The sequence below is a fragment of the Croceibacterium sp. TMG7-5b_MA50 genome, assembly GCF_039830145.1.
GTDB lineage: Bacteria > Pseudomonadota > Alphaproteobacteria > Sphingomonadales > Sphingomonadaceae > Croceibacterium.
In genome coordinates this window covers 521,682-541,833 of record NZ_CP156082.1, presented here as the reverse complement: position 1 = coordinate 541,833, position 20,152 = coordinate 521,682, and the positions used below count along the sequence as shown (strand labels likewise).

Sequence of the window (20,152 nt, the reverse complement as noted above, 5' to 3'; positions counted from 1 at the left end):
GATTGCGGGGGACAAGATTTTGAGCGAACTGGTACTGGTCACCGGTGGTGCGGGTTTCATCGGCCGCTTCGTGTGTGATGAATTGCTGCGCCGGGGCAACCGGGTGCGCGTGCTCGACAGCCTGATCGAACAGGTCCACGGCCCCGACAGCGGCCGGCCCGACAGCCTCAATCGGGAGGCGGAGTTCATTCGGGCAGACGTGCGCGACGCGGATCAGGTGGCAAAGGCGCTGAACGGCGTCGACAGCGTGATCCACCTGGCTGCCGAGGTCGGCGTGGGTCAGTCGATGTACGAGGTGGAACGCTACACCTCCACCAACGATGTTGGCACCGCAGTCCTGTTTGAGAAGCTGATCGACCAGCCGGTGCGCCGCGTCGTCACCGCCAGCTCTATGAGCATCTATGGCGAAGGCCTGTATCGCGACGCCGACGGTACGCTGGTGGAGGATGCCGCCAGGAAGCCGCTGCGCGACGGGCAGGCGAACTGGGAGCCGGTGGATACGCACGGTCGCCCGCTGGCGCCGGTCGCGACGCCCGAATGGAAGCGGCCCGCCCTTTCCTCCATCTATGCGCTGAACAAGTATGTGCAGGAACGCACCACCCACATCATGGGCGACCCATACGGGATCGAGAGCGTGTGCCTGCGCCTGTTCAACGTCTACGGCCCGGGTCAGGCACTGTCGAATCCCTATACCGGCGTGCTGGCGATCTTCGCCTCCCGCCTGCTGAACGGCCAGCCGCCGATGATCTTCGAAGATGGGGAGCAGCGCCGCGACTTCGTGCATGTCAGCGACGTCGCCCGCGCCTTCGCCGATGCCCTGGTCCTGCCGGAAGCGGTCGGCGGCACGTTCAATATCGGATCAGGGCAGGATCGTTCGGTGCGGGAGGTCGCGCATGACCTCGCCCGCGCGATGAACCGCAATTCCGTCGAGGCGGAGATCGTCGGCAAGGCCCGCACCGGCGACATCCGCCATTGCTTCTGCGATACCAGCCTGTCCGAACAGAAGCTGGGCTTCGCAGCCCGCGCCGACTTCGTGGAAGGGCTGGCCGAACTTGCCGAATGGGTGGGGCAGCAGACCGCGGTGGACAGCGTGGCGAAGGCGCGCAGCGAACTGGAAGCCCGCGGGCTCGTCGCATGAGCGCGGGCGAACAGACCATTCTCGTCACTGGCGGCGCGGGTTTCGTCGGCGCCAACCTGGCGGACCGGCTGGCCACCGGGGGCCGGCGGGTGCGAATCTATGACTCGCTGAACCGTCCAGGAGTGGAGGCCAATCTCGACTGGCTGACCGGACGACATGGCGACATGATCGAACCGGTCATCGCCGACATCCGCGATGCCGACCGGATGATGGCTGCGACGCAGGGGATCGATGCCGCGTTCCACTTCGCCGCACAGGTGGCGGTGACCACCAGCATGGCCGATCCGCGCAGCGATCACGACATCAATATCGGCGGGACCTTCAACCTGCTGGAAGGGGTGCGTGCGAACGCTCCGCATGCGGCGGTGATCTTCGCCTCCACCAACAAGGTCTATGGCGATCTGACCGATCTGCCCATGCGGCCCAGCCCGCACGGCTACCACCCGGACGTGCCCAACATGCCCTTCATCGGCGTGGCGGAGGATCGGCCGCTGGACTTCCACACGCCCTATGGCGTCTCGAAGGGGGCGGCGGATCAATATGTGCTGGACTACGCCCGATCCTTCGGGTTGCGCACGGCTGTCCTCCGGATGAGCTGCATTTATGGTCAGTTGCAGAAGGGGACGGAGGATCAGGGATGGGTCGCCCATTTCCTGATCCGCGCCATGCAGAACCAGCCGATCACCCTGTTCGGTGACGGCTATCAGGTGCGCGATATCTGCGACGTGCGCGATACCTGCGACGCCTATCTGGCGGCGCTAGACCGCATCGACGCGATCAGCGGCCGCGCCTTCAACTGGGGCGGCGGGCCGGACAATGCCGTCAGCCTGCTGACCGTCATCGACGAGATCGGCAGCATCCTGGGCCGCCAGCCGGAGGTCCGCTTCGATGACTGGCGACCGGGTGACCAGCGCTGGTACGTGTCCAACACCGATCGCATCGACCATGCGTTGCAACTGGCGCCGCGCCATGGCTGGCGGCAAGGTCTGCGCGACCTCGCTGCATGGCTTTCCACGCAGCATTCCCCGGCCGGTCAGAACCCGGCGCTGCAGGTCGCCGCGCTTTGAGCGAAGGCAGGCACATCCTGATGACCGCCGACACGGTGGGCGGCGTCTGGCAATATGCGACCGATCTGGCTGCCGCGCTGGTCTCGCGCGGCGACCGGGTGACGATTGCCGTCATGGGCCCGTCGCCCGATGCCACGCAGGCGCGCAATGCGGCAGAGGGCGGCTGCGCACTGGTCGACACCGGCCTGCCGCTCGACTGGCTGGCCGACGGGCAGCAACCGGTGGTAGATGCGGCCGGCCTGATCGCCAGGCTGGCGGCGGAAGCTGACGTTGATCTGGTCCACTGCAACTCCCCGGCGCTGGTCGGCGCGGCACGCTGGCCCGCCCCGGTCGTCGCTGTCGCGCATAGTTGCATCGCCACCTGGTGGCAGGCGGCGCGCAGCGAACCGCTCGATCCCGCATTCGACTGGCACCGGCAGATGACCCGCGACGGCCTGCTGGCGGCGGATGCGGTAGTGGTGCCGAGCGCCGGCTATGCGGCGGCGGTGCAGCGGACATATGCGCTGCCTGCGCTTCCGCTGGTGGTTCATAATGGCCGCGCGATCGAAGCGCAGGTTCGCACCGCGGACACGGACCTCGCACCTTTCGCGCTGACGGTCGGCCGCCTGTGGGACGAGGTCAAGGGCGCCGCCATGCTGGACCGGGTGGCCGCACGGATCGACCTGCCGTTCGTGGCCGCCGGCAGCACGCGCGCGCCGCATGGCGGCACCATCACCCTCCACCACCTGCGGCACGAAGGCGCGCTGCCACGGTCGCAGCTTGACGCGCTGTTGCAGCAGCGCCCGATCTTCGTGTCCGCCGCCAGCTTCGAACCCTTCGGCCTTGCGGTGCTGGAGGCGGCTGCCGCCGGCTGCGCGCTGGTGCTGTCCGACATCCCGACCTTCCGCGAATTGTGGGACGGTGCCGCGACCTTCGTGTCGCCGGATGACGAGGCCGGCTTCGCCGCGGCGATCACCGCGCTTGCCGCCATGCCGGAACAGCGCCGGTCGCTGGGCGATGCCGCGGCGGAGCGCGCGCGCCGCTACACACCCGACAGGATGGCAGCCGAAATGCAGGCGATCTACAACCGGCTCCAGACGCGGAGCGTGGCGGCATGAAGGTCGTCTACTTCACTCATTCGCTCGCCTCCTGCTGGAACCATGGCAATGCCCATTTCCTGCGCGGCGTGCTGGATGAATTGCGGGAGCGCGGCCACCGGGTCGCTGCTTACGAGCCGGAAGGCGCATGGAGCCTGGCCAACCTGCTGGGCGACCATGGCGAGGCGGGGCTGGAGCCGTGGCAGCGGCTCTATCCCGACCTGTCCTCCACCACCTATGCCACCGATGCCGATCTTGCCGCACTGGTGGACGGGGCCGACCTGGTGATCGTGCACGAATGGAACGAACACCAGCTGGTCGCCGCCATCGGCAAGCTGCGCAAGGACGGCGCGCCGTTCCGTCTGCTGTTTCACGACACCCATCATCGCGCCGTCAGCGCCCCGGCGGAGATGCAGGCCTATGACCTCACAGGTTACGACGGTGTGCTCGCATTCGGGGAGACGCTGAGCGAGGTCTATCGCGGCTGGGGCTGGGATGGCCGGGTGTGGACCTGGCACGAGGCGGCCGACACCCGCCGCTTCCACCCGCCGGCGGAGGAGCAGGACCGACAGGGCCTGGTCTGGATCGGCAATTGGGGGGACGGGGAACGCACGGCTGAGCTGGAGCAGTTCCTGTTTGCCCCCGCCCGCACCGCCTCGCTACCGCTGGATATTTACGGCGTACGCTACCCGGAGGAGGCGAAGGCAACCCTCGCCCGCTATGGCGTCCGTTACCACGGCTGGGCGCCCAACGCGCTGGCGCCCGAGATCTTCGCCCGGCACCTCGCCACTGTGCATGTGCCGCGCCGGTTCTACACCACCGTACTGCCGGGCATCCCGACCATCCGCGTGTTCGAGGCGCTGGCCTGCGGCATCCCGCTGGTCAGCGCGCCATGGCAGGATAGCGAGCACCTGTTCCGACCCGGAGAGGATTATCTCGTCGCCACCAACGAAATTGCCATGACCCGGCACCTGGCCGCCCTCGCCTCCGACCCGGCCCTGCGCGCCAACCTGGTCGCCAACGGGCTGGAGACGATCCGCGCCCGCCACACCTGCGCCCACCGGGTGGACGAGCTGCTGGCGATCGCCGCCACGCTCGGCATCGAAGCCGGCGCCGAAAGGATACAAGCATGAAGATCGCCTTCTACGGCTCCAGCCTGCTGTCCTCATACTGGAACGGGGCGGCGACCTATTATCGGGGCATCCTGCATGCGCTGGCGAAGCGCGGCCATGAGATCACCTTCTACGAACCCGACGCCTTCGACCGGCAGCAGCACCGCGACATCGACCCGCCCGAATGGTGCCGCAGCGTCGTCTATCCCGCCACGCAGGAGGCGCTGGCGGAGGCCCTAGCAGAAGCGTCGCAGGCCGATATCGTGGTCAAGGCGAATGGAGTGGGCGTGTTCGACAGGGAGCTGCTGGAGGGGATCGTCCGCCATGCCGCGCCCCATGCCCTGAAGATCTTCTGGGACGTGGACGCCGCCGCCACGCTGGACGAGATGCGCGGGAGCCCCGATCATCCGGTGCGCGCCGCGCTGCCCGATCTCGACCTGGTGTTCACCTATGGCGGCGGGCCGCCGGTGGTGAACGCGTATGAGGGGTTCGGCGCGAAGCTGTGCGTACCGATCTACAACGCGCTCGACCCTGCCACGCATTTCCCCGTCCCGCCCGACGCACGCTTTGCCGGTGACATGGGCTTCCTCGCCAATCGCCTGCCCGACCGGGAGTGCCGCGTGGAGGAGTTCTTCCTACGCGCCGCCAGTCTGCTGCCGGATCGGCAGTTCACGATCGGCGGCAATGGCTGGCACGACAAGGCGATGCCGGCCAATGTCCGCGCGATCGGCCATGTCGGCACCGGATCGCACAACGCCTTCAACTGCACGCCGCGCACCGTGCTGAATGTCGCGCGCGACAGCATGGCGCATATCGGCTTCAGCCCGGCGACCCGCGTGTTCGAGGCGGCCGGTGCCGCGGCCTGCCTCATCACCGATGCGTGGGAGGGGATCGAGCTGTTCCTGCAGCCCGAGACGGAGGTGCTGGTGGCACGCGACGGGCAGGACGTGGCCGACCATATCGCCGCTTTGACGCAGGAACGCGCCCATGCGATCGGCCAGGCGGCGCTGACCCGCGTGCTGGCGGAACATACCTATGACCGGCGCGCAGTGGAGGTCGACCGGGTGCTCGACACCCTGCGTGCGCGGGAGCCGGCGGCATGAAGCTGATCGTCCTCGGCCTCAGCCTGTCCTCCTCCTGGGGGAATGGCCACGCGACCACCTTCCGCGCGCTCCTGTCCGCCTTCGCCGCACGCGGGCACGAGGTGCTGTTCCTGGAACGTGACGTGCCGTGGTACGCAAGCAACCGCGACCTGCCCGATCCCGATTTTTGCCGGTTGGCCTACTACTCCAGCGTAGCCCATCTCGACCGCTGGGCGGAGGAGATCGCCGCGGCGGACGCGGTGATGGTCGGCTCCTACGTGCCGGACGGGGTCGCGGTCGGCGACTGGGTGCAGGCGACCGCGTTGGGCGTCACCTGCTTCTACGACATCGACACGCCGGTAACGCTGGCCAAACTGGCGCGGGGCGACCACGAATACCTCTCGCCCGAGGTGATCCCCGGTTATGATATCTATTTCAGCTTCACCGGCGGACCGACGCTGATCCGGCTGGAGCGGGAATACGGATCGCCGCAGGCACGCGCGCTGTACTGCTCTGTCGACACCGGCCGCTACCACCCGATCGACGTTCCCAAGAGGTGGGACCTGTCCTATCTCGGCACCTACAGCCCCGACCGGCAGCCAACGCTGGAACACCTGCTGCTGGAGCCGGCGCGCCGATGCCCGGATCGCCGCTTCGTGGTGGCAGGGCCGCAATATCCCGACGACATCGACTGGCCGGCCAATGTGGAGCGGATCGAGCATCTGCCCCCGGCGGACCACCCGGCTTTTTACGCCGCCAGTCGCTTCACCCTCAACGTCACCCGCGCCGACATGATCGCCGCCGGGTGGAGCCCATCGGTCCGCCTGTTCGAGGCGGGCGCCTGCGGCACGCCCATCATCTCCGACCGGTGGCCGGGGATCGAGGAGGTGTTCGCGCCGGGGGAGGCGATCGTACTGGCCGACACCGCCGCCGACGTCATCGCGGCGCTGGACGCGGAGGCGGGCAGCATGGGCGAGGCGGCGCGAGCCGCGGTGCTGGCCGGGCACAGTGCCGCCATCCGCGCGGCCCAATTGGAACACGATCTTGAAGCGCGGCAGCACGACCGCGCGGATGCAACACGGAAGGTTATGGCATGAGGAACCCGGGCAAGGCACAGGCAGGCGGCACGATCCTGGTCGCGGGCGGCGCGGGTTTCATCGGGTCCCACCTGTGCGCCGCTTTGCTGGATGCGGGCGCCAATGTGACCTGCATCGACAACATGCAGACCGCGCTGCCGTCCAACCTGCCCCGGCTGGCCGGGCGGGACCGCTTCACCTTCATCGAAGCGGACATTACGCAGCCGCTGCCCGACGCGATCACCGCCGATCCCGCCCGGTGGACGCATATCTACAATCTCGCCTGTGCCGCCTCCCCGCCGCTGTACCAGGCCGATCCGGAACACACGATGCTGACCAACGTGGTCGGCACCAACCAGCTGCTGCGCCTGGCGGAGCAGGCGGGCGCACGCTTCCTGCTGACCAGCACCAGCGAGGTCTATGGCGATCCGGAGGTCCATCCGCAGCCGGAGGATTATCGCGGCAATGTCAGCTGCACCGGCCCCCGCGCCTGCTACGATGAAGGCAAGCGCGCGGCGGAGACGCTGACGTTCGATTATGCCCGCATGAACCGCGCCGATGTGCGGGTAGCGCGCATCTTCAACACCTACGGCCCGCAGATGCGGATGGATGACGGCCGCGTCGTGTCCAACCTGATCGTGCAGGCGCTGGAAGGGGCGAAGCTGACGATCTATGGGAGCGGTGCGCAGACACGCAGCTTCTGCTATGTCGCGGACACCGTCGATGCGTTGATCCGGCTGATGGACAGCGAGATGGTGCAGCCGCTGCCGGTGAATATCGGCAATCAGAACGAGATCACAATTCTGGAACTGGTCACCGCGATGGAGGCGGTTGCCGGACGTTCGCTGGACGTGACCTACCACGACCTGCCGCAGGACGACCCGCAGCGCCGCCGTCCCGATATCACGCGTGCGCGCAACGTGCTCGGCTGGGAACCGACGACGCCGCTCGCCGCCGGACTGCGGCATACCTATGACTGGTTTGCGGGTGAACTGACGGCCACGGCACCGTTGAGCGCGCAACGCGTAGCCTGAACCGGTTCGATGTTTCCCCGGGGAAACATCGAACCATCCTGGTTATCGTTTACTGCCGTCCAGCCGATCGAGCAGGCGACCCAGCCGGCCGCGGCCATAGGTCAGCGCGCCATATAGGTGTACCAGCCACTGCGCGGGTCGCTGGTACACCGCACGGCTGCCCGTCAGGCGGGACAGTGCGAATAACCGGTGGCTCGCCCGGCTAATCGTGCGCCGCATCCGGTATACCGCCCGGCGTCGTGGCGGTACGCCGGCGCTGGCTGGCGCGACACGCTTGACCGGCATCAGCCCTGCCGCGCGCGAACGATGCGCCAGCCGCCAGGCCAGCCCCTCTCGCCGGTGGCGGAAACCCGCCGCCTGCGTGTCGGCCACGAAATCGGCATTCACCTCGGTCAGCGCCAGCCGTCCATCCCCGATCCCATCCGCCACGATGGCGGCGATCTCCGCGGAGCGGATCACGGCCACGTTGGTGCCGCGACCATCGCTGCTGTACGGTTCCACCCAGGCATCGCCGAAGGAGATGTCGGCCGTTTCTGCCACCACGTCGTCACAGAAATCGCAGGCGCTGTTCTGAAAAAAGCCGGAACCCCAGTCCCCTTCCACCAGATGCCACCAATCCTGCTCCACCGCGCTGCCGTCCTTCAGGCGAAGCTGCGTCCGGTACCAGTTGGCGGGCCGGTCCGCATTCTTCACGCGGTAGTCGACCGCCTGCACCCGGCTCGGCTCCGCCCCCATCTGATAGGCGAAGCTGTCCACCAGCCGCGCGCTCTTCATATGGCCGCAGAACAGGCCGAGCAGGTGGGTGATGCGTTGCTCCAACACCGGATCGTCCGCCCGCGCCAAATGCACCGCCTTGATGAAGCACGGAATGCCGATCACGGCATAACGGCCGGGCACCTGCCGCATCTCGTCAAGCACGGCGGCGAGGTCGATCGGGTAGTAGCGACTCTTAGCCCCCTGCCCCACCTCCGCCACGCTGCGAGAGATACGATAGCGGAACAGGCGGCCATCCGTCGCGGGTGCGACATGGGCCACGCCGTCCACCAGCCCGCGGCGCAGCAGCTCCGCCGCGACCCAGCTGACCAGCCCGCCGGACGAACCGTTCCCGCGAAAGCCATCCTCCGCCACATGGCCGACATGGCACTGGCGGTGGCGACCAAGCCTGCCGTCATGCAACGGCGCGTCGGCGAACCTGACGGCGGCGATCGCATCCTCGTTCCGGGCGGTCGGGCTGAAGGGGCAGATCGCCGCCTGGCGGGCGGTCGGCCGGGCCTGCCATTCGGGCGTACCCACCGGCTTCAATTGACCAAAGCGGTCCCAGTCCATGCGGGCGGGCGCGCCGCTGGCGCAGGCGCCGCAGCCGATGCACAGGCCGGAGGAGACGACCTCCCCCGGGCTGATCGCGGCGGGTGCCTCAGGCAAGAACGGTGGCGAGGTAGGCGGCGGATTGCGCGCGGGTGGCGGCCAGCCGCTCCGCCACACCGGATCCCAGCGGTGTGTCCAGCAGCGCACCGATGCCGGCTGCGTCGGCCTCGGTCACCTGCCGCTCCGCCGTGCCGGCCACCGCCATCAGATCGCGCAGCTTGTTGGCCCGGTAATCGGAGGCGACGCAAGCAAACGGACGGTCGTTCAGCAGGGCGAAGACGCAACCATGGAAGAAATTGGTCGCCAGCGCGGCGGCCCCCGCCATCGCTGCGGCAAATTCCTGCGGGCTGGCATCCAGCCATTGGCGATGCGCCCAATCGTTGCGGTAACCGATGCTGACCAGCTCCGCCCCTCTGGCATCGGCATGGGCGCGTACGGCGCGGGCATACCAGTCGGGGAAGTTGTGGCCATAGACCAGGATGGCGCTGCCCACCGGCGCATCCATCCGCGCAACGGGATATTGCAGCACGGGGTCGAGCACCAGCGGCGCATCGACGCCGATCGCCCCATGCACCAGTTCCTGCGCATTGCGGTCACGAACCGAAATTGCGTCCAGCCGCCGCAACCGGTCGGCCCAGTCATCGCCAAGACCGTTTGCGGCGTCATAATTGCCGAAGCTGGCGGCGTAGGACAGGGTGCGCGCAGTATTGAGCCCTTCGCCCCAGAACGGGCGGCTGCCGCCATACCAGGGATGCTGCAGGTTCCACACCTCGTCGCTGCCGATCACCACCGTATCGACCGGCGCCATCGTGTCCGGCTGCGCGAGTTCGAACGGGGCCGACAGCGGCAGTGCAGCCACCGCCTCCAGCAGCTTGCGCGCCTTGGCGCCATACAGCGGCAGATCGGCACGAGCAGAGCGCCGGGGCAGCAGCGGCTGGAACGCGCAGCGCCATTCGCGGCTGCGCACATCGGCGCACTGGTGGTCCAGCAGCACCGCATCATGCCCAATGCCACGCAGCCCTTCCACCAGGCTGCGGGCCTGCCAGTACGATCCGTAATTGATGCAGCGATGGAAGGTGAGCACACCCACGGTCCCGCGCGCGGCGGGCGCCGCCACCACGTAATCGCCCCCGGCGGGCTGTTCGCCCACGCTATCGTCAAGTCGCCGCCCCATTCGGCTTGCGTCTAGCCAGTGAAGCGCAGGCATTGCAAGGGTTTGCCCGGTGCGATCAGTGGCCGAGATAGCGGCCCGGCTTGTGATAGGCGATCAGGATCATGTTGATCGCCAGAATGCTGAGCGCGGACCAGCCGATCTGCGATGGCGGAATCGCCCACAGCGCATTGGCGACGATCACCGCATCCACCATCAGCTGGAACCGCCCCACGCTCCATCCCCGGGTCCGGTGCAGGTACAGCGCCAGCGTGGTGATGCCGCCCGCGCCGCAATTGTGCCGCACCAGCGCCAGGATGCCGATCCCCGCGCAGGTGCCGCCGGCCAGCGCGCCGAAGGCGGGGTGGACCCAGGCGATGTCCGTCGCCTGCTGCGCCAGCGCGACGATGGTGAAGATCAGGCCGCTGGCGATCACCGTCTTCACCACATATTCGCGGCCTAGCACCTGCCCGCCGAACACCAGGAATGGCAGGCTGATGACGAAGAACAAGGGCCCGACGCCCAGCGGCAGCACATAGGACAGCAGCAGCGCGATGCCCGCGACCCCCGCGGTGACGATGCCCGCGGCCTGCATCAGCACCAGCCCGATCGCCAGCAGCGTGCAGCCGCTGAGCACGCCGTACATGTCTTCCAGCCAGGTATGCTCGTGCGGGTCGCGCAGCACGCCTTCGGGATCGAGCGGGTTGGTTTCATCTGTCACGGTTTGCGCCCCTAGTGGACCCGCCCCCCGCCGCCAAGCGGGTTGCCCATAGGCGTGGCAGCGCCTAATTGCGGGCGCCAGTTCCCCATACCCTTGATCGAGACAGAGACGCGATGGCCGCCCAATACGCCTATGTCATGAAGAACATGACCAAGACCTTCCCCGGCGCGCCTAAGCCGGTGCTGTCGGACATCAACCTGCAATTCTATCAGGGCGCCAAGATCGGCATCGTCGGCCCCAACGGCGCGGGCAAGTCCACACTGATGAAGATCATGGCCGGCATCGACACCGACATCACGGGCGAGGCCTGGCCGGGCGAGAACATCACGGTCGGGTACCTGGCGCAGGAGCCGGAGCTGGACCCGACCAAGACGGTGTTGGAAAACGTCAAGGACGGCGCACGCGAGGTGGCCGACATGGTCGATCGCTTCAACGCGATCAGTGCGGAGATGGGTGACCCCAAGGACGACACCGACTTCGACGCCCTGATGGAGGAGATGGGCACCCTGCAGGAGAAGATCGACTCGGTCGATGGCTGGACGCTCGACAACCAGCTGGAGATCGCGATGGAGGCGCTGCGCTGCCCGCCATCCGACAGCGGGGTCGATAGCCTCTCCGGCGGCGAGAAGCGCCGTGTCGCGCTGACCCGGCTGCTGATCCAGAAGCCGGACATCCTGCTGCTGGACGAACCGACCAACCACCTGGACGCCGAAAGCGTCGAATGGCTGGAAAACCACCTGAAGGAATATGCCGGCGCGGTGCTGATGATCACCCACGACCGTTACTTCCTGGACAATGTCGTCGGTTGGATCCTGGAGATCGATCGCGGCCGCTACTTCCCGTATGAGGGCAATTATTCCACCTACCTCGACAAGAAGGCCAAGCGGCTGGAGCAGGAGGATCGGGAGGAAAGCGGCCGGTCCAAGGCGCTGAAGGAGGAGCTGGAATGGATCCGGCAGACCCCCGCTGCCCGCCAGACCAAGTCCAAGGCCCGCATCAAGAAGTTCGAGGCGCTGCAAGAGGCGCAGAGCACCCGCAAGCCGGGCAAGGCGCAGATCGTCATCCAGGTGCCGGAGCGCCTGGGCGGCAAGGTGATCGAGGCCAAGGGCTTGACCAAGGCGTTCGGCGACAAGCTGCTGTTTGAAGACCTGTCCTTCATGCTGCCGCCGGGCGGCATCGTCGGCGTGATCGGCCCCAACGGCGCGGGCAAATCCACTTTGTTCAAGCTGATCACCGGGCAGGAACAGCCGGATGAGGGCGCGATCGAGATCGGCTCCACCGTCCACCTGGGCTATGTCGACCAGAGCCGCGATCACCTCGACCCCAAGAAGAACGTGTGGGAGGAAATCTCCGACGGGCTCGACTACATGACCGTCAACAAGCACGAGACGTCGACCCGTGCCTATGTCGGCGCGTTCAACTTCAAGGGCAGCGACCAGCAGAAGAATGTCGGCAAGCTGTCCGGCGGTGAGCGCAACCGCGTGCACATGGCCAAGATGCTTAAGCAGGGCGGCAACGTGCTGCTGCTGGACGAACCGACCAACGACCTCGACGTGGAAACGCTGGGCGCGCTGGAGGATGCCATCGAAAACTTCGCCGGCTGCGCCGTGGTCATCAGCCACGATCGCTTCTTCCTGGATCGCCTCGCCACGCACATCCTGGCGTTCGAGGGCAACAGCCATGTCGAATGGTTCGAAGGCAACTTCGCCGCGTATGAGGAAGATAAGCGCCGCCGGCTGGGCGATGCCGCCGACCGGCCGACGAAACTGGCCTACAAGAAGCTGACACGTTAATCTTGTTCAGATAAGTCGACCATTCAGTTAACGGAAAGCCGAATCACTGTAATGCTCCGGTATCGGCCGCAGCCACTCACGCGGCGCAACCGCATTTTGGAGTGTTACAGCGATGCGCGTGACCAAGTTCTTGAAGATGGTCGGCTTTGCCGCACTGGCAGCCGGCCTAGCCGTGCCGCCCGTAGCGGCCGAGGCGCAGGACCGCGGCGACCGCCGGGCCGAGCGGATCGACCGCCGCAGCGAGCAGCGGGCCCAACGGATCGACCGGCGTAGCGAGCAGCGTGCGCAGCAGGTCGATCGCAGCAGCGAGCGCCAGGCGCAGCGGATCGAACGCCGTGGGGACTGGCGGGCCGATCAGGCGCGGATGCAAGGCCGCTTGGGCGAAGGCCGCCGGATCGATCGACGTGCGGAGGAAATCGGCCGCCGGGTAGAGCAGGCGGGCGACCGCGATGCCCGCCGGATCGAACGGCGCGGCGACTGGCGCGCGCAACAGGTGGAGCGGCGTGGCGATCGGCGGGCCGATCGCGTCGACGACCGCAGCGACCGACGCAATTGGGATAATCGGCGCAACTGGAACAACCGGCGCGACTGGAACAACAATCGCCAGGGTTGGAACAACAACGACCGCGACCGGTGGGACCGGGACCGCAGCCGGTATGACAATCGCCGCTGGGACAATCGCCGCGACAATCGCTATTACAGCGGTCGCGACGAACGGCGGTGGGACCGTGGCTGGCGTAACGACAACCGGTACGATTGGGGCCGGTATCGTCAGGCCAACCGCAACCTCTACCGTGCCGGACGGTACTATTCGCCCTATCGCGACTGGTCGTACCGCCGGCTGAACATCGGCTTTACGCTGAACAGCCTGTTCTTCGGCAGCCGTTACTGGATCAACGACCCGTGGCAGTATCGCCTGCCGCCTGTTTACGGCCAGTATCGCTGGATCCGGTACTACGACGACGTGCTGTTGGTGGACACCTATTCTGGCCAGGTGGTCGACGCGATCTACGACTTCTACTGGTAAGCCAAGCTTCTGCCGGGTGAGTGGTCCGGCAGGGCGGAGCCCTCGGTCGTGCCCGGCCGGGGGCTTTGCCGCTTGCCTGCGGCGTGTGGTTGATGGACAGATGGCAACATCATGGCTGCCGATCCTGACAATCTGCCCGACGAAAGCGGCCATCCCGACAAGGCGCAATTGCGCCGGATCGGTCGCACCCTGCGCGATCGGCTGGCGGACAATCCCGCAGCCTACCGGGTGCCCGGCGACAAGGTGGAGCTGTGGGCGATCGGCGACTTCCTGTCGGCCGCGGAATGCGCGCAGCTCATCACCATGATCGACGAAACCGCGCAGCCGAGCGGTGCCTTCGATATGCCGTACGAATCCGGATACCGCACCAGCTATTCAGGCGATGTCGATCCCGCTGCGCCCTTCGTCCGCCGCATCCAGCGCCGGTTCGACGATCTGCTGGGTCTGGAGCCGGAGACGGGAGAGACCATCCAGGGACAACGCTACCTCGTGGGGCAGCAGTTCCAGCATCATACCGACTGGTTCCCCTCCAACTCCCCTTATTGGCAGATGGAGCGTGGCCGCGGCGGGCAACGGGCGGTCACGGCGATGGCCTTCCTGAACCCGGTGGAGGGCGGCGGCACGACCGACTTCCCGCGGCTCAGTCTCTCGATCGAGCCCAAGCCCGGCGCGCTGCTGGTGTGGAACAATGCCACCGCTGATGGCACGCCCAATCCGTGGACTATCCACGCCGGCCGTCCGGTGACCGCCGGCGTGAAATACGTCATCACGAAGTGGTATCGGGTCCGCCCGTGGCTGTAAGCGCCTCCGCGATCAGCGTGCGCGTACCGGGAATGCCGTAGAGGGCGATGAAGCTGCCCATTCGCGGCCCCTGCGGACTGCCGAGCAGCGTCTCGTACAAGGCCTTGAACCAGTCACGCAGGTTCTCGAAGCCGTACTCCGGGTGCTTGCCGATCTCGTACACCATGGTCTGTAGTGCCTCCGCATCGGCACCGGCCATGCCATCGAGTTGGCGGTCAAGCTCGGCCAGCGCGGCCGCTTCGTTCACGGTGGGGGCCCGCCGTTGCAACGTGGGGGCGACGAAATCCCGGTTGTAGGCGAGCGCGGCGGTGACCAGCGCATCCAGTTGCGGGTGCTTCGCCGGGTCGGGATCGGCGATGTAATTGCCGAGATAGGACCATACCTGTTCGCGCGTGGCGCCGGCGCCCAGCACACCCACCAGGTTCAGCAGCAGGCCATAAGTCACGGGCAGCGTGTCCCCCGCCCCGCCGGCATCGCCATTGGCGCGCAGCAGGTGCCAGGCCGGGTTGCCTAATCGCTGATCGACCGGCTGCTCCGGTATCTTGCCGCGGAACTGCCAGTAATCGTCCACCGCGCGCGGGATCACGCCGACATGCAGGCTCTTGGCACTCTTGGGATTGGGGAAGATGTAGAAGCCCAGGCTCTCTTCGGTGCCGTAGGTAAGCCATTCGTCGATCGTCAGGCCGTTCCCCTTGGACTTGCTGATCTTCTCGCCATGCTCATCCAGGAACAGCTCGTAGATGAGCCCTTCCGGCCGACGGCCGCCCAGCACCTGCGCGATCTTGCCGGATTGCGTGCCGCTGTCGGTCAGATCCTTGCCGTACATCTCGTAATCGACGCCCAACGCGACCCAGCGCATCGCCCAGTCGACCTTCCACTGCAGCTTGGCCTGCCCACCCAGGATCGACTGTTCGATTGTGCGGCCCTGATCGACGAACCGGACGATACCGCCATCGGCATCGACGACCTCGACCGGCACCTGCAGTACCTCGCCGGTAATGGGGCTGACCGGCAGGACCGGGCTGTAGGTCTGACGCCGTTCCTCCCGCAGGGTGGGCAGCATCACACCCATGATCGCGTCATAATGGCGCAGCACACCGCGCAGAGCATCGTCGAACGCGCCGCTATTGTACCGGTCCGACGCGGAGACGAATTCGTACTCGAACCCGAACCGGTCCAGGAAGTCACGCAGCATCGCATTGTTGTGCGCGGCGAAGCTCGCATGCGTGCCGAAGGGATCGGGAATGCGGCTGAGCGGCCGGCCCAGATGCGCGCGCAGCAGATCGCCGTTCGGCACGTTGTCGGGCACCTTGCGCAGACCGTCCATGTCGTCGCTGAACGCGACCAGCCGGGTCGGCGCGGGTGTGCCGTCCGTGCTGGCGACGATCTCGTAGGCGCGGCGGACCAGCGTGGTGCGCAGAACCTCCTGGAAGGTGCCGATATGCGGCAGGCCGCTGGGGCCATAGCCGGTCTCGAACAGGACGGGCGCACCGCCCGGCTTACCGCCGGGATAGCGCTTCACCAGCTTCATCGCCTCCTGGAACGGCCAGGCCTTGGACACGCGGGCGGCGGCGATCAGCGCTTCGTCAAACATGCCGCTGCCTTTCGCGGATGCGGCGTGCGGGTGCAAGGGCCTGGACGCCCCGCAGCCGGAACCATGCCTCGGACAACCCGTACACCCCTCACCGACAGACGGTGGTGGGGTGACATGAAGGCAGGGCTTACGTGAACTACATCGCCGTGCTGCAGGAACGCGTGTTGCAGATGGCCCGCGGCTTCGTCGCCATTCTGCCGAACATCGGCATTGCGCTGCTGATCCTGTTCCTGACCTGGTTCCTCGCCCGCTTCGCGGTACGCATTGCCGACCGGCTGACCGCCCACACGCACCTGCGCGAAAGCCTGAAGCAACTGGTGGAAACGCTGGTGCGGGTCGGCATTTGGATCGCCGGTATCATGATCGCCGCCACCGTCGTCATGCCCGGCCTGACACCTGCCAGCCTGTTCGCCGGAGTGGGCATCGGCGCCGTCGCGATCGGCTTCGCCTTCCAGGACATCTTCGAGAACTTCCTCGCCGGTGTGCTCATCATGGTGCGCGAGAAGATGCACATCGGCGACATCATTGAGGTGGAAGGCATCCGCGGACGGGTTGAACGCATCAACCTGCGCGAAACGTTCATCCGCCAGTTGACCGGGGAGCTGACGCTGCTGCCCAATTCCATGCTGTTCAAGAACCCGGTCCGCATCCTGACCGACCAGACGCTGCGCCGGGACGAGCTGGTGGTGGGCGTCGGCTACGATGCCGACCTCAAGCAGGCAATGGACCTGATCCGGTCCGCTTTTGACGGGCTGGAAGGTATCGCCCCCGACAAGCCGATCGGCATCTATGCGCGGGAGTTCGGCGCCAGTTCGATTGACCTGCTGGTGCAATGGTGGACGGCCGCCGCCCCGCGCGACCAGCGCGAGACCCGCACAGACGTGCTGCTGGCGATCAAGGCGAAGCTGGACGGCGCTGGGATCGAGATACCCTTCCCCTACCTGACCCACACCTTCAAGGAACCGCTGCCGTTGCGACGGGCGGCGGTCCTGCCGACCGATCAGTAGGCCAGCGCCGTGGCCAGCCGGTCGCGGATGGCCCGCAGGCTGGCAAGCACCTCGTCCGCATCGGCGACGATCTCCGCCGTGTCAGGAGCGGGTGCCGCGACCGGCGTGTCGTCCGCGTTCGGTCCTTGCGACAGCGCGGCGCGGGCGCCCTTGATCGTGTAGCCGTCCCGATTGACCAGCGCATCGATCCGGGTGACCAGCGCCACATCCTCCGGCCGGTAGTAGCGGCGGCCACCGCTGCGCTTCAGCGGGCGCAATGTGGGGAATTGCTGTTCCCAGTATCGCAGGACATGCTGCTTTACGCCCAGCATGGCGGACAGCTCGCCAATGGTGCGCAGCGCACCTGGCTCCTTCCCGTCCGGCATGGTGGCGGCAGCAGCAGGCGGTAGGTCAGGCAGAGGCGCCGATCCGGTCCTTCAGCTTCTGACTGGCGCGGAAGGTCATCACGCGGCGCGGCGTGATCGGCACCTCGATCCCGGTCTTGGGATTGCGGCCCACCCGCTCCCGCTTGTCACGCAGCACGAAGCTGCCGAAGCTGGAGATCTTGACGTTCTGCCCCTCGGACAACGCCTCGCACATCTTGGCCAAGATTGATTCGACCAGGTTCAGGCTTTCGGCGCGGGACAGGCCCAGCTTCCGGTTCAGCGTCTCGGCCAAATCAGCCCGCGTCAGTGTACCTACGGAGCGCATCATGTGCATGAAATTTCCCCCAACAAGACCGGTGCGACCCCGACGCTTGTTTGCCGGAAATACAGAATGTTCGCAACATCAACTCGGCGCGATTTTATTGCAACTGCTCACATCGGGACGATTGCGGACGTAATTCCCGCGTCACAGCCGCAGCAGGCTGGCCCCCCAGGTGAAGCCGCCGCCCATCGCCTCCAACATGACGAGGTCGCCATCCTTGATCCGGCCATCGGCTCGCGCAACGGCAAAGGCCAGCGGCACTGACGCGGCGGAGGTGTTGGCATGGCGGTCGACCGTCACCACCATCCGCTCCATCGGCAAGCCCAGCTTGCGCGCGGTCGCGTCCAGAATGCGGAAATTGGCCTGATGCGGTACGACCCAGTCGATGTCCTGCGGCGTGTGGCCCGATGCCTCCAGCACCTCCGCCAGCACCTCCGCCAGATTGACGACGGCGTGGCGGAACACCTCGCGCCCCTTCATCCGCAGCTTGCCCACGGTGCCGGTGGTGGACGGACCGCCATCGACATGCAGCAGGTCGCGATGCTGGCCGTCGGCATGCAGCTTCGTCGCCAGGACGCCTGGTCCGTCATGCTCCGCCACATCGGCCGCCTGCAGGACGAAGGCGCCCGCGCCGTCGCCGAACAGCACGCAGGTGGTGCGGTCTTCCCAGTCGAGGATGCGGCTGAAGGTCTCCGCGCCGATCACCAGGGCCGTCGTCGCCATGCCGCTGCGCAGCATCGAATCGGCGGTGCCCAGCGCATACAGGAAGCCCGAGCAGACCGCCGCGACATCGAACGCCGCGCCGCTGCAACCCAGCGCGTGCTGCACCAGCGTGGCGGTGGCGGGGAAGGTCTGGTCCGGCGTAGCGGTCGCCAGCACGATCAGGTCCACGGCGGACGCATCGATACCGGCATCCGCCAGTGCGGCGCGCGCTGCGGCGGTCGCCAGCGATCCGGTGGTCTCACCCTCGCCCGCAATGTAGCGCTGGGTGATGCCGGTCCGTTCGCGGATCCATTCGTCACTGGTGTCGAGCTGCTGAGCCAGCTCGTCATTACTGACCACTCGTGCCGGCAGAGCGTGGCCCACCCCGCGGAACACCGACCGGATCATTGTGACGGCTCCAGATTGGGTCGAGCGCCAAGATTGGCTGGCGACACCCGGGCGCGCAGCCGGTCCGTGCCGAGTTCGTGCAGGTCGGCGGTGATGCGCTGCGTCAGATCCTCTTCCAACAGGCGCGCCGACACGGCGACGGCATTGGCAACGCCGGCGGCGGTGGCGCTGCCATGGGATTTCACGACCACACCGTTCAGGCCGAGGAAGACCGCGCCATTGTGGTTGTTTGGATCAAGGTGATGGCGCAGCAATTCGGTTGCCGGACGGGAGATCAGGAAGCCGATCTTGGACCGGAGCGAGGAGCGGAACGCATCCTTCAGCAGGTCGGTCACGAACCGGGCGGAGCCTTCGATCGCCTTCAGCGCGATATTGCCGGAGAAGCCATCGGTCACCACTACGTCGACATTGCCGCGGTTGATGGTGTTCGCCTCAACGAAGCCTTCGAAGTCGAGCGCCAGCCCGTGCGCGTCGCGCAGCGCCTGGGCGGCATCCTGCAGGTCGCCGGTGCCCTTCGTATCTTCGGTGCCGATGTTCAACAGGCGGACGCGCGGGCGTTCGCGCCCCGTCACGATCCGCGCATAGGCCGCGCCCATGATCGCGAACTGGACCAGGTTCTGCGCGCTGCACTCGGTGTTGGCGCCGAGATCCAGCATGATGACATCGTTGTCGCCCAGCGTCGGCATCAGCGCAGCGAGAGCCGGCCGGTCGATGCCCGGCATGGTGCGCAGCGCCAGCTTGCTCATCGCCATCAGCGCGCCGGTATTGCCTGCGCTGACGGCGGCGCCGGCATCGCCGCGCTTCACCGCATTGATGGCGAGGCCCATGGAGGTGGTGCGCGCCCGGCGCAGCGCTTGCGTCGGCTTCTCGTCGCCGGCGACCACATCCTCGCAATGGAGGACCTCGGCAGCGGCGCGGAGGCCGGGATGCTGGTCAAGCGCCTGTTCGATCCGGGGACCGTCGCCGACCAGCAGGAACTTGAACTTGTCATGCCGCCGACGGGCGAGCGCCGCCCCGGAGACCATGACGCGCACGCCCTCGTCCCCGCCCATCGCGTCAACGGCGATACGCGGCAGGCTCATGCGCGCCAATTCCCCATCACCTGACGATCAGGCTGCGGGGGCGACGATTTCGCGTCCGTTGTAGTGACCGCAGGCGCCGCACAGGTGGTGCGGGCGCTTCAGCTCGCCACAATTGGTGCACTCGTGAAAGGCCTCGACCTTGAGTGCGTCGTGGGACCGGCGGTTACCGCGACGGTGCGGGGAAGTTTTCCTCTTGGGGACGGCCATTGCGGCACCTGTTCCTTAGAATT

20 protein-coding genes are annotated in these 20,152 nt (G+C 66.9%); 11 read left to right on the top strand and 9 right to left on the bottom strand.

The genetic code is table 11. The features are described 5' to 3' along the window. Positions 1–19: 19 nt before the first annotated feature. Genes V5740_RS02730 through V5740_RS02700 form a run of 7 tightly spaced genes read left to right on the top strand, consistent with a single transcriptional unit; the run spans position 20 to position 7,585 of the window. On the top strand, positions 20–1,138 hold the full coding sequence (locus V5740_RS02730; RefSeq protein ID WP_347303557.1) for an SDR family NAD(P)-dependent oxidoreductase: 1,119 nt from the start codon (positions 20–22) through the stop codon (positions 1,136–1,138). Continuing rightward, positions 1,135–2,205: an NAD-dependent epimerase/dehydratase family protein gene (locus tag V5740_RS02725; RefSeq protein WP_347303556.1), complete on the top strand. Its 1,071-nt coding sequence runs from the start codon at positions 1,135–1,137 to the stop codon at positions 2,203–2,205. The genes V5740_RS02730 and V5740_RS02725 overlap by 4 nt, the downstream gene beginning before the upstream one ends. A 20-nt stretch (positions 2,206–2,225) precedes the next feature. Continuing rightward, positions 2,226–3,302 carry a glycosyltransferase family 4 protein gene (locus V5740_RS02720; RefSeq protein ID WP_347303555.1) on the top strand — a complete coding sequence of 359 codons (1,077 nt, stop codon included), beginning with the start codon at positions 2,226–2,228 and terminating at the stop codon, positions 3,300–3,302. After that, on the top strand, positions 3,299–4,414 hold the full coding sequence (locus V5740_RS02715) for a glycosyltransferase (protein WP_347303554.1): 1,116 nt from the start codon (positions 3,299–3,301) through the stop codon (positions 4,412–4,414). The genes V5740_RS02720 and V5740_RS02715 overlap by 4 nt, the downstream gene beginning before the upstream one ends. Next, positions 4,411–5,496 (top strand): glycosyltransferase, encoded by a 1,086-nt coding sequence (locus V5740_RS02710; RefSeq protein ID WP_347303553.1) that lies wholly within the window; start codon positions 4,411–4,413, stop codon positions 5,494–5,496. Before V5740_RS02715 ends, V5740_RS02710 begins: the two co-directional genes overlap by 4 nt. Beyond that, positions 5,493–6,572 (top strand): glycosyltransferase, encoded by a 1,080-nt coding sequence (locus V5740_RS02705; protein WP_347303552.1) that lies wholly within the window; start codon positions 5,493–5,495, stop codon positions 6,570–6,572. The genes V5740_RS02710 and V5740_RS02705 overlap by 4 nt, the downstream gene beginning before the upstream one ends. Further along, positions 6,569–7,585: a UDP-glucuronic acid decarboxylase family protein gene (locus V5740_RS02700; protein WP_347303551.1), complete on the top strand. Its 1,017-nt coding sequence runs from the start codon at positions 6,569–6,571 to the stop codon at positions 7,583–7,585. Before V5740_RS02705 ends, V5740_RS02700 begins: the two co-directional genes overlap by 4 nt. A 42-nt stretch (positions 7,586–7,627) precedes the next feature. Here V5740_RS02700 and V5740_RS02695 read toward each other — a convergent pair whose 3' ends face one another. From V5740_RS02695 to V5740_RS02685, 3 genes are read right to left on the bottom strand one after another with little or no spacing between them, the layout of a single operon-like run. Then, positions 7,628–9,007: a Coenzyme F420 hydrogenase/dehydrogenase, beta subunit C-terminal domain gene (locus V5740_RS02695; protein ID WP_347303550.1), complete on the bottom strand. Its 1,380-nt coding sequence runs from the start codon at positions 9,005–9,007 to the stop codon at positions 7,628–7,630. Further along, positions 9,000–10,124 carry a polysaccharide pyruvyl transferase family protein gene (locus tag V5740_RS02690; protein ID WP_347303549.1) on the bottom strand — a complete coding sequence of 375 codons (1,125 nt, stop codon included), beginning with the start codon at positions 10,122–10,124 and terminating at the stop codon, positions 9,000–9,002. Before V5740_RS02690 ends, V5740_RS02695 begins: the two co-directional genes overlap by 8 nt. Positions 10,125–10,179: 55 nt before the next feature. After that, on the bottom strand, positions 10,180–10,821 hold the full coding sequence (locus V5740_RS02685) for a YitT family protein (protein WP_347303548.1): 642 nt from the start codon (positions 10,819–10,821) through the stop codon (positions 10,180–10,182). 113 nt (positions 10,822–10,934) lie between these two features. Between V5740_RS02685 and ettA the strand changes: the two genes are divergently transcribed. The 3 genes from ettA (at position 10,935) to V5740_RS02670 (ending at position 14,442) form a co-directional block, all read left to right on the top strand. Then, positions 10,935–12,614, top strand: a complete 1,680-nt coding sequence (ettA, locus tag V5740_RS02680; protein WP_347303547.1) for an energy-dependent translational throttle protein EttA — start codon at positions 10,935–10,937, stop codon at positions 12,612–12,614. Positions 12,615–12,732: 118 nt separating this feature from the next. Next, the gene (locus V5740_RS02675) at positions 12,733–13,641 is read left to right on the top strand and encodes an RcnB family protein (protein ID WP_347303546.1); all 909 of its coding nucleotides are present in this window, start codon (positions 12,733–12,735) and stop codon (positions 13,639–13,641) included. A gap of 111 nt (positions 13,642–13,752) precedes the next feature. Continuing rightward, a complete protein-coding gene (locus V5740_RS02670) occupies positions 13,753–14,442 on the top strand; it encodes a 2OG-Fe(II) oxygenase (protein ID WP_347303545.1) in 690 nt (229 codons plus the stop codon). On the opposite strand, the gene V5740_RS02665 is transcribed toward V5740_RS02670, so the two are convergent. Further along, on the bottom strand, positions 14,408–16,036 hold the full coding sequence (locus V5740_RS02665; protein WP_347303544.1) for a lysine--tRNA ligase: 1,629 nt from the start codon (positions 16,034–16,036) through the stop codon (positions 14,408–14,410). The two genes, V5740_RS02670 and V5740_RS02665, sit on opposite strands and share 35 nt — an antisense overlap. Before the next feature lie 131 nt (positions 16,037–16,167). Here V5740_RS02665 and V5740_RS02660 point away from each other — a divergent pair, with 131 nt between their 5' ends. Beyond that, on the top strand, positions 16,168–17,043 hold the full coding sequence (locus V5740_RS02660; protein WP_347303543.1) for a mechanosensitive ion channel: 876 nt from the start codon (positions 16,168–16,170) through the stop codon (positions 17,041–17,043). Here V5740_RS02660 and V5740_RS02655 read toward each other — a convergent pair. The 5 genes from V5740_RS02655 to rpmF form a co-directional block, all read right to left on the bottom strand. Beyond that, positions 17,037–17,408: a MerR family transcriptional regulator gene (locus V5740_RS02655; protein ID WP_347303542.1), complete on the bottom strand. Its 372-nt coding sequence runs from the start codon at positions 17,406–17,408 to the stop codon at positions 17,037–17,039. The two genes, V5740_RS02660 and V5740_RS02655, sit on opposite strands and share 7 nt — an antisense overlap. 25 nt (positions 17,409–17,433) lie before the next feature. After that, positions 17,434–17,736: an integration host factor subunit alpha gene (locus V5740_RS02650; RefSeq protein WP_347303541.1), complete on the bottom strand. Its 303-nt coding sequence runs from the start codon at positions 17,734–17,736 to the stop codon at positions 17,434–17,436. A 138-nt stretch (positions 17,737–17,874) separates the two neighbouring features. Further along, positions 17,875–18,840 (bottom strand): beta-ketoacyl-ACP synthase III, encoded by a 966-nt coding sequence (locus V5740_RS02645; protein WP_347303540.1) that lies wholly within the window; start codon positions 18,838–18,840, stop codon positions 17,875–17,877. Next, positions 18,837–19,922 (bottom strand): phosphate acyltransferase PlsX, encoded by a 1,086-nt coding sequence (gene plsX / locus V5740_RS02640; RefSeq protein WP_347303539.1) that lies wholly within the window; start codon positions 19,920–19,922, stop codon positions 18,837–18,839. The genes V5740_RS02645 and plsX overlap by 4 nt, the downstream gene beginning before the upstream one ends. 27 nt (positions 19,923–19,949) lie before the next feature. Next, positions 19,950–20,129, bottom strand: coding sequence for a 50S ribosomal protein L32 (rpmF, locus tag V5740_RS02635; RefSeq protein WP_347303538.1), 180 nt, complete (start codon positions 20,127–20,129; stop codon positions 19,950–19,952). Between the last annotated feature and the right edge of the window lie 23 nt (positions 20,130–20,152).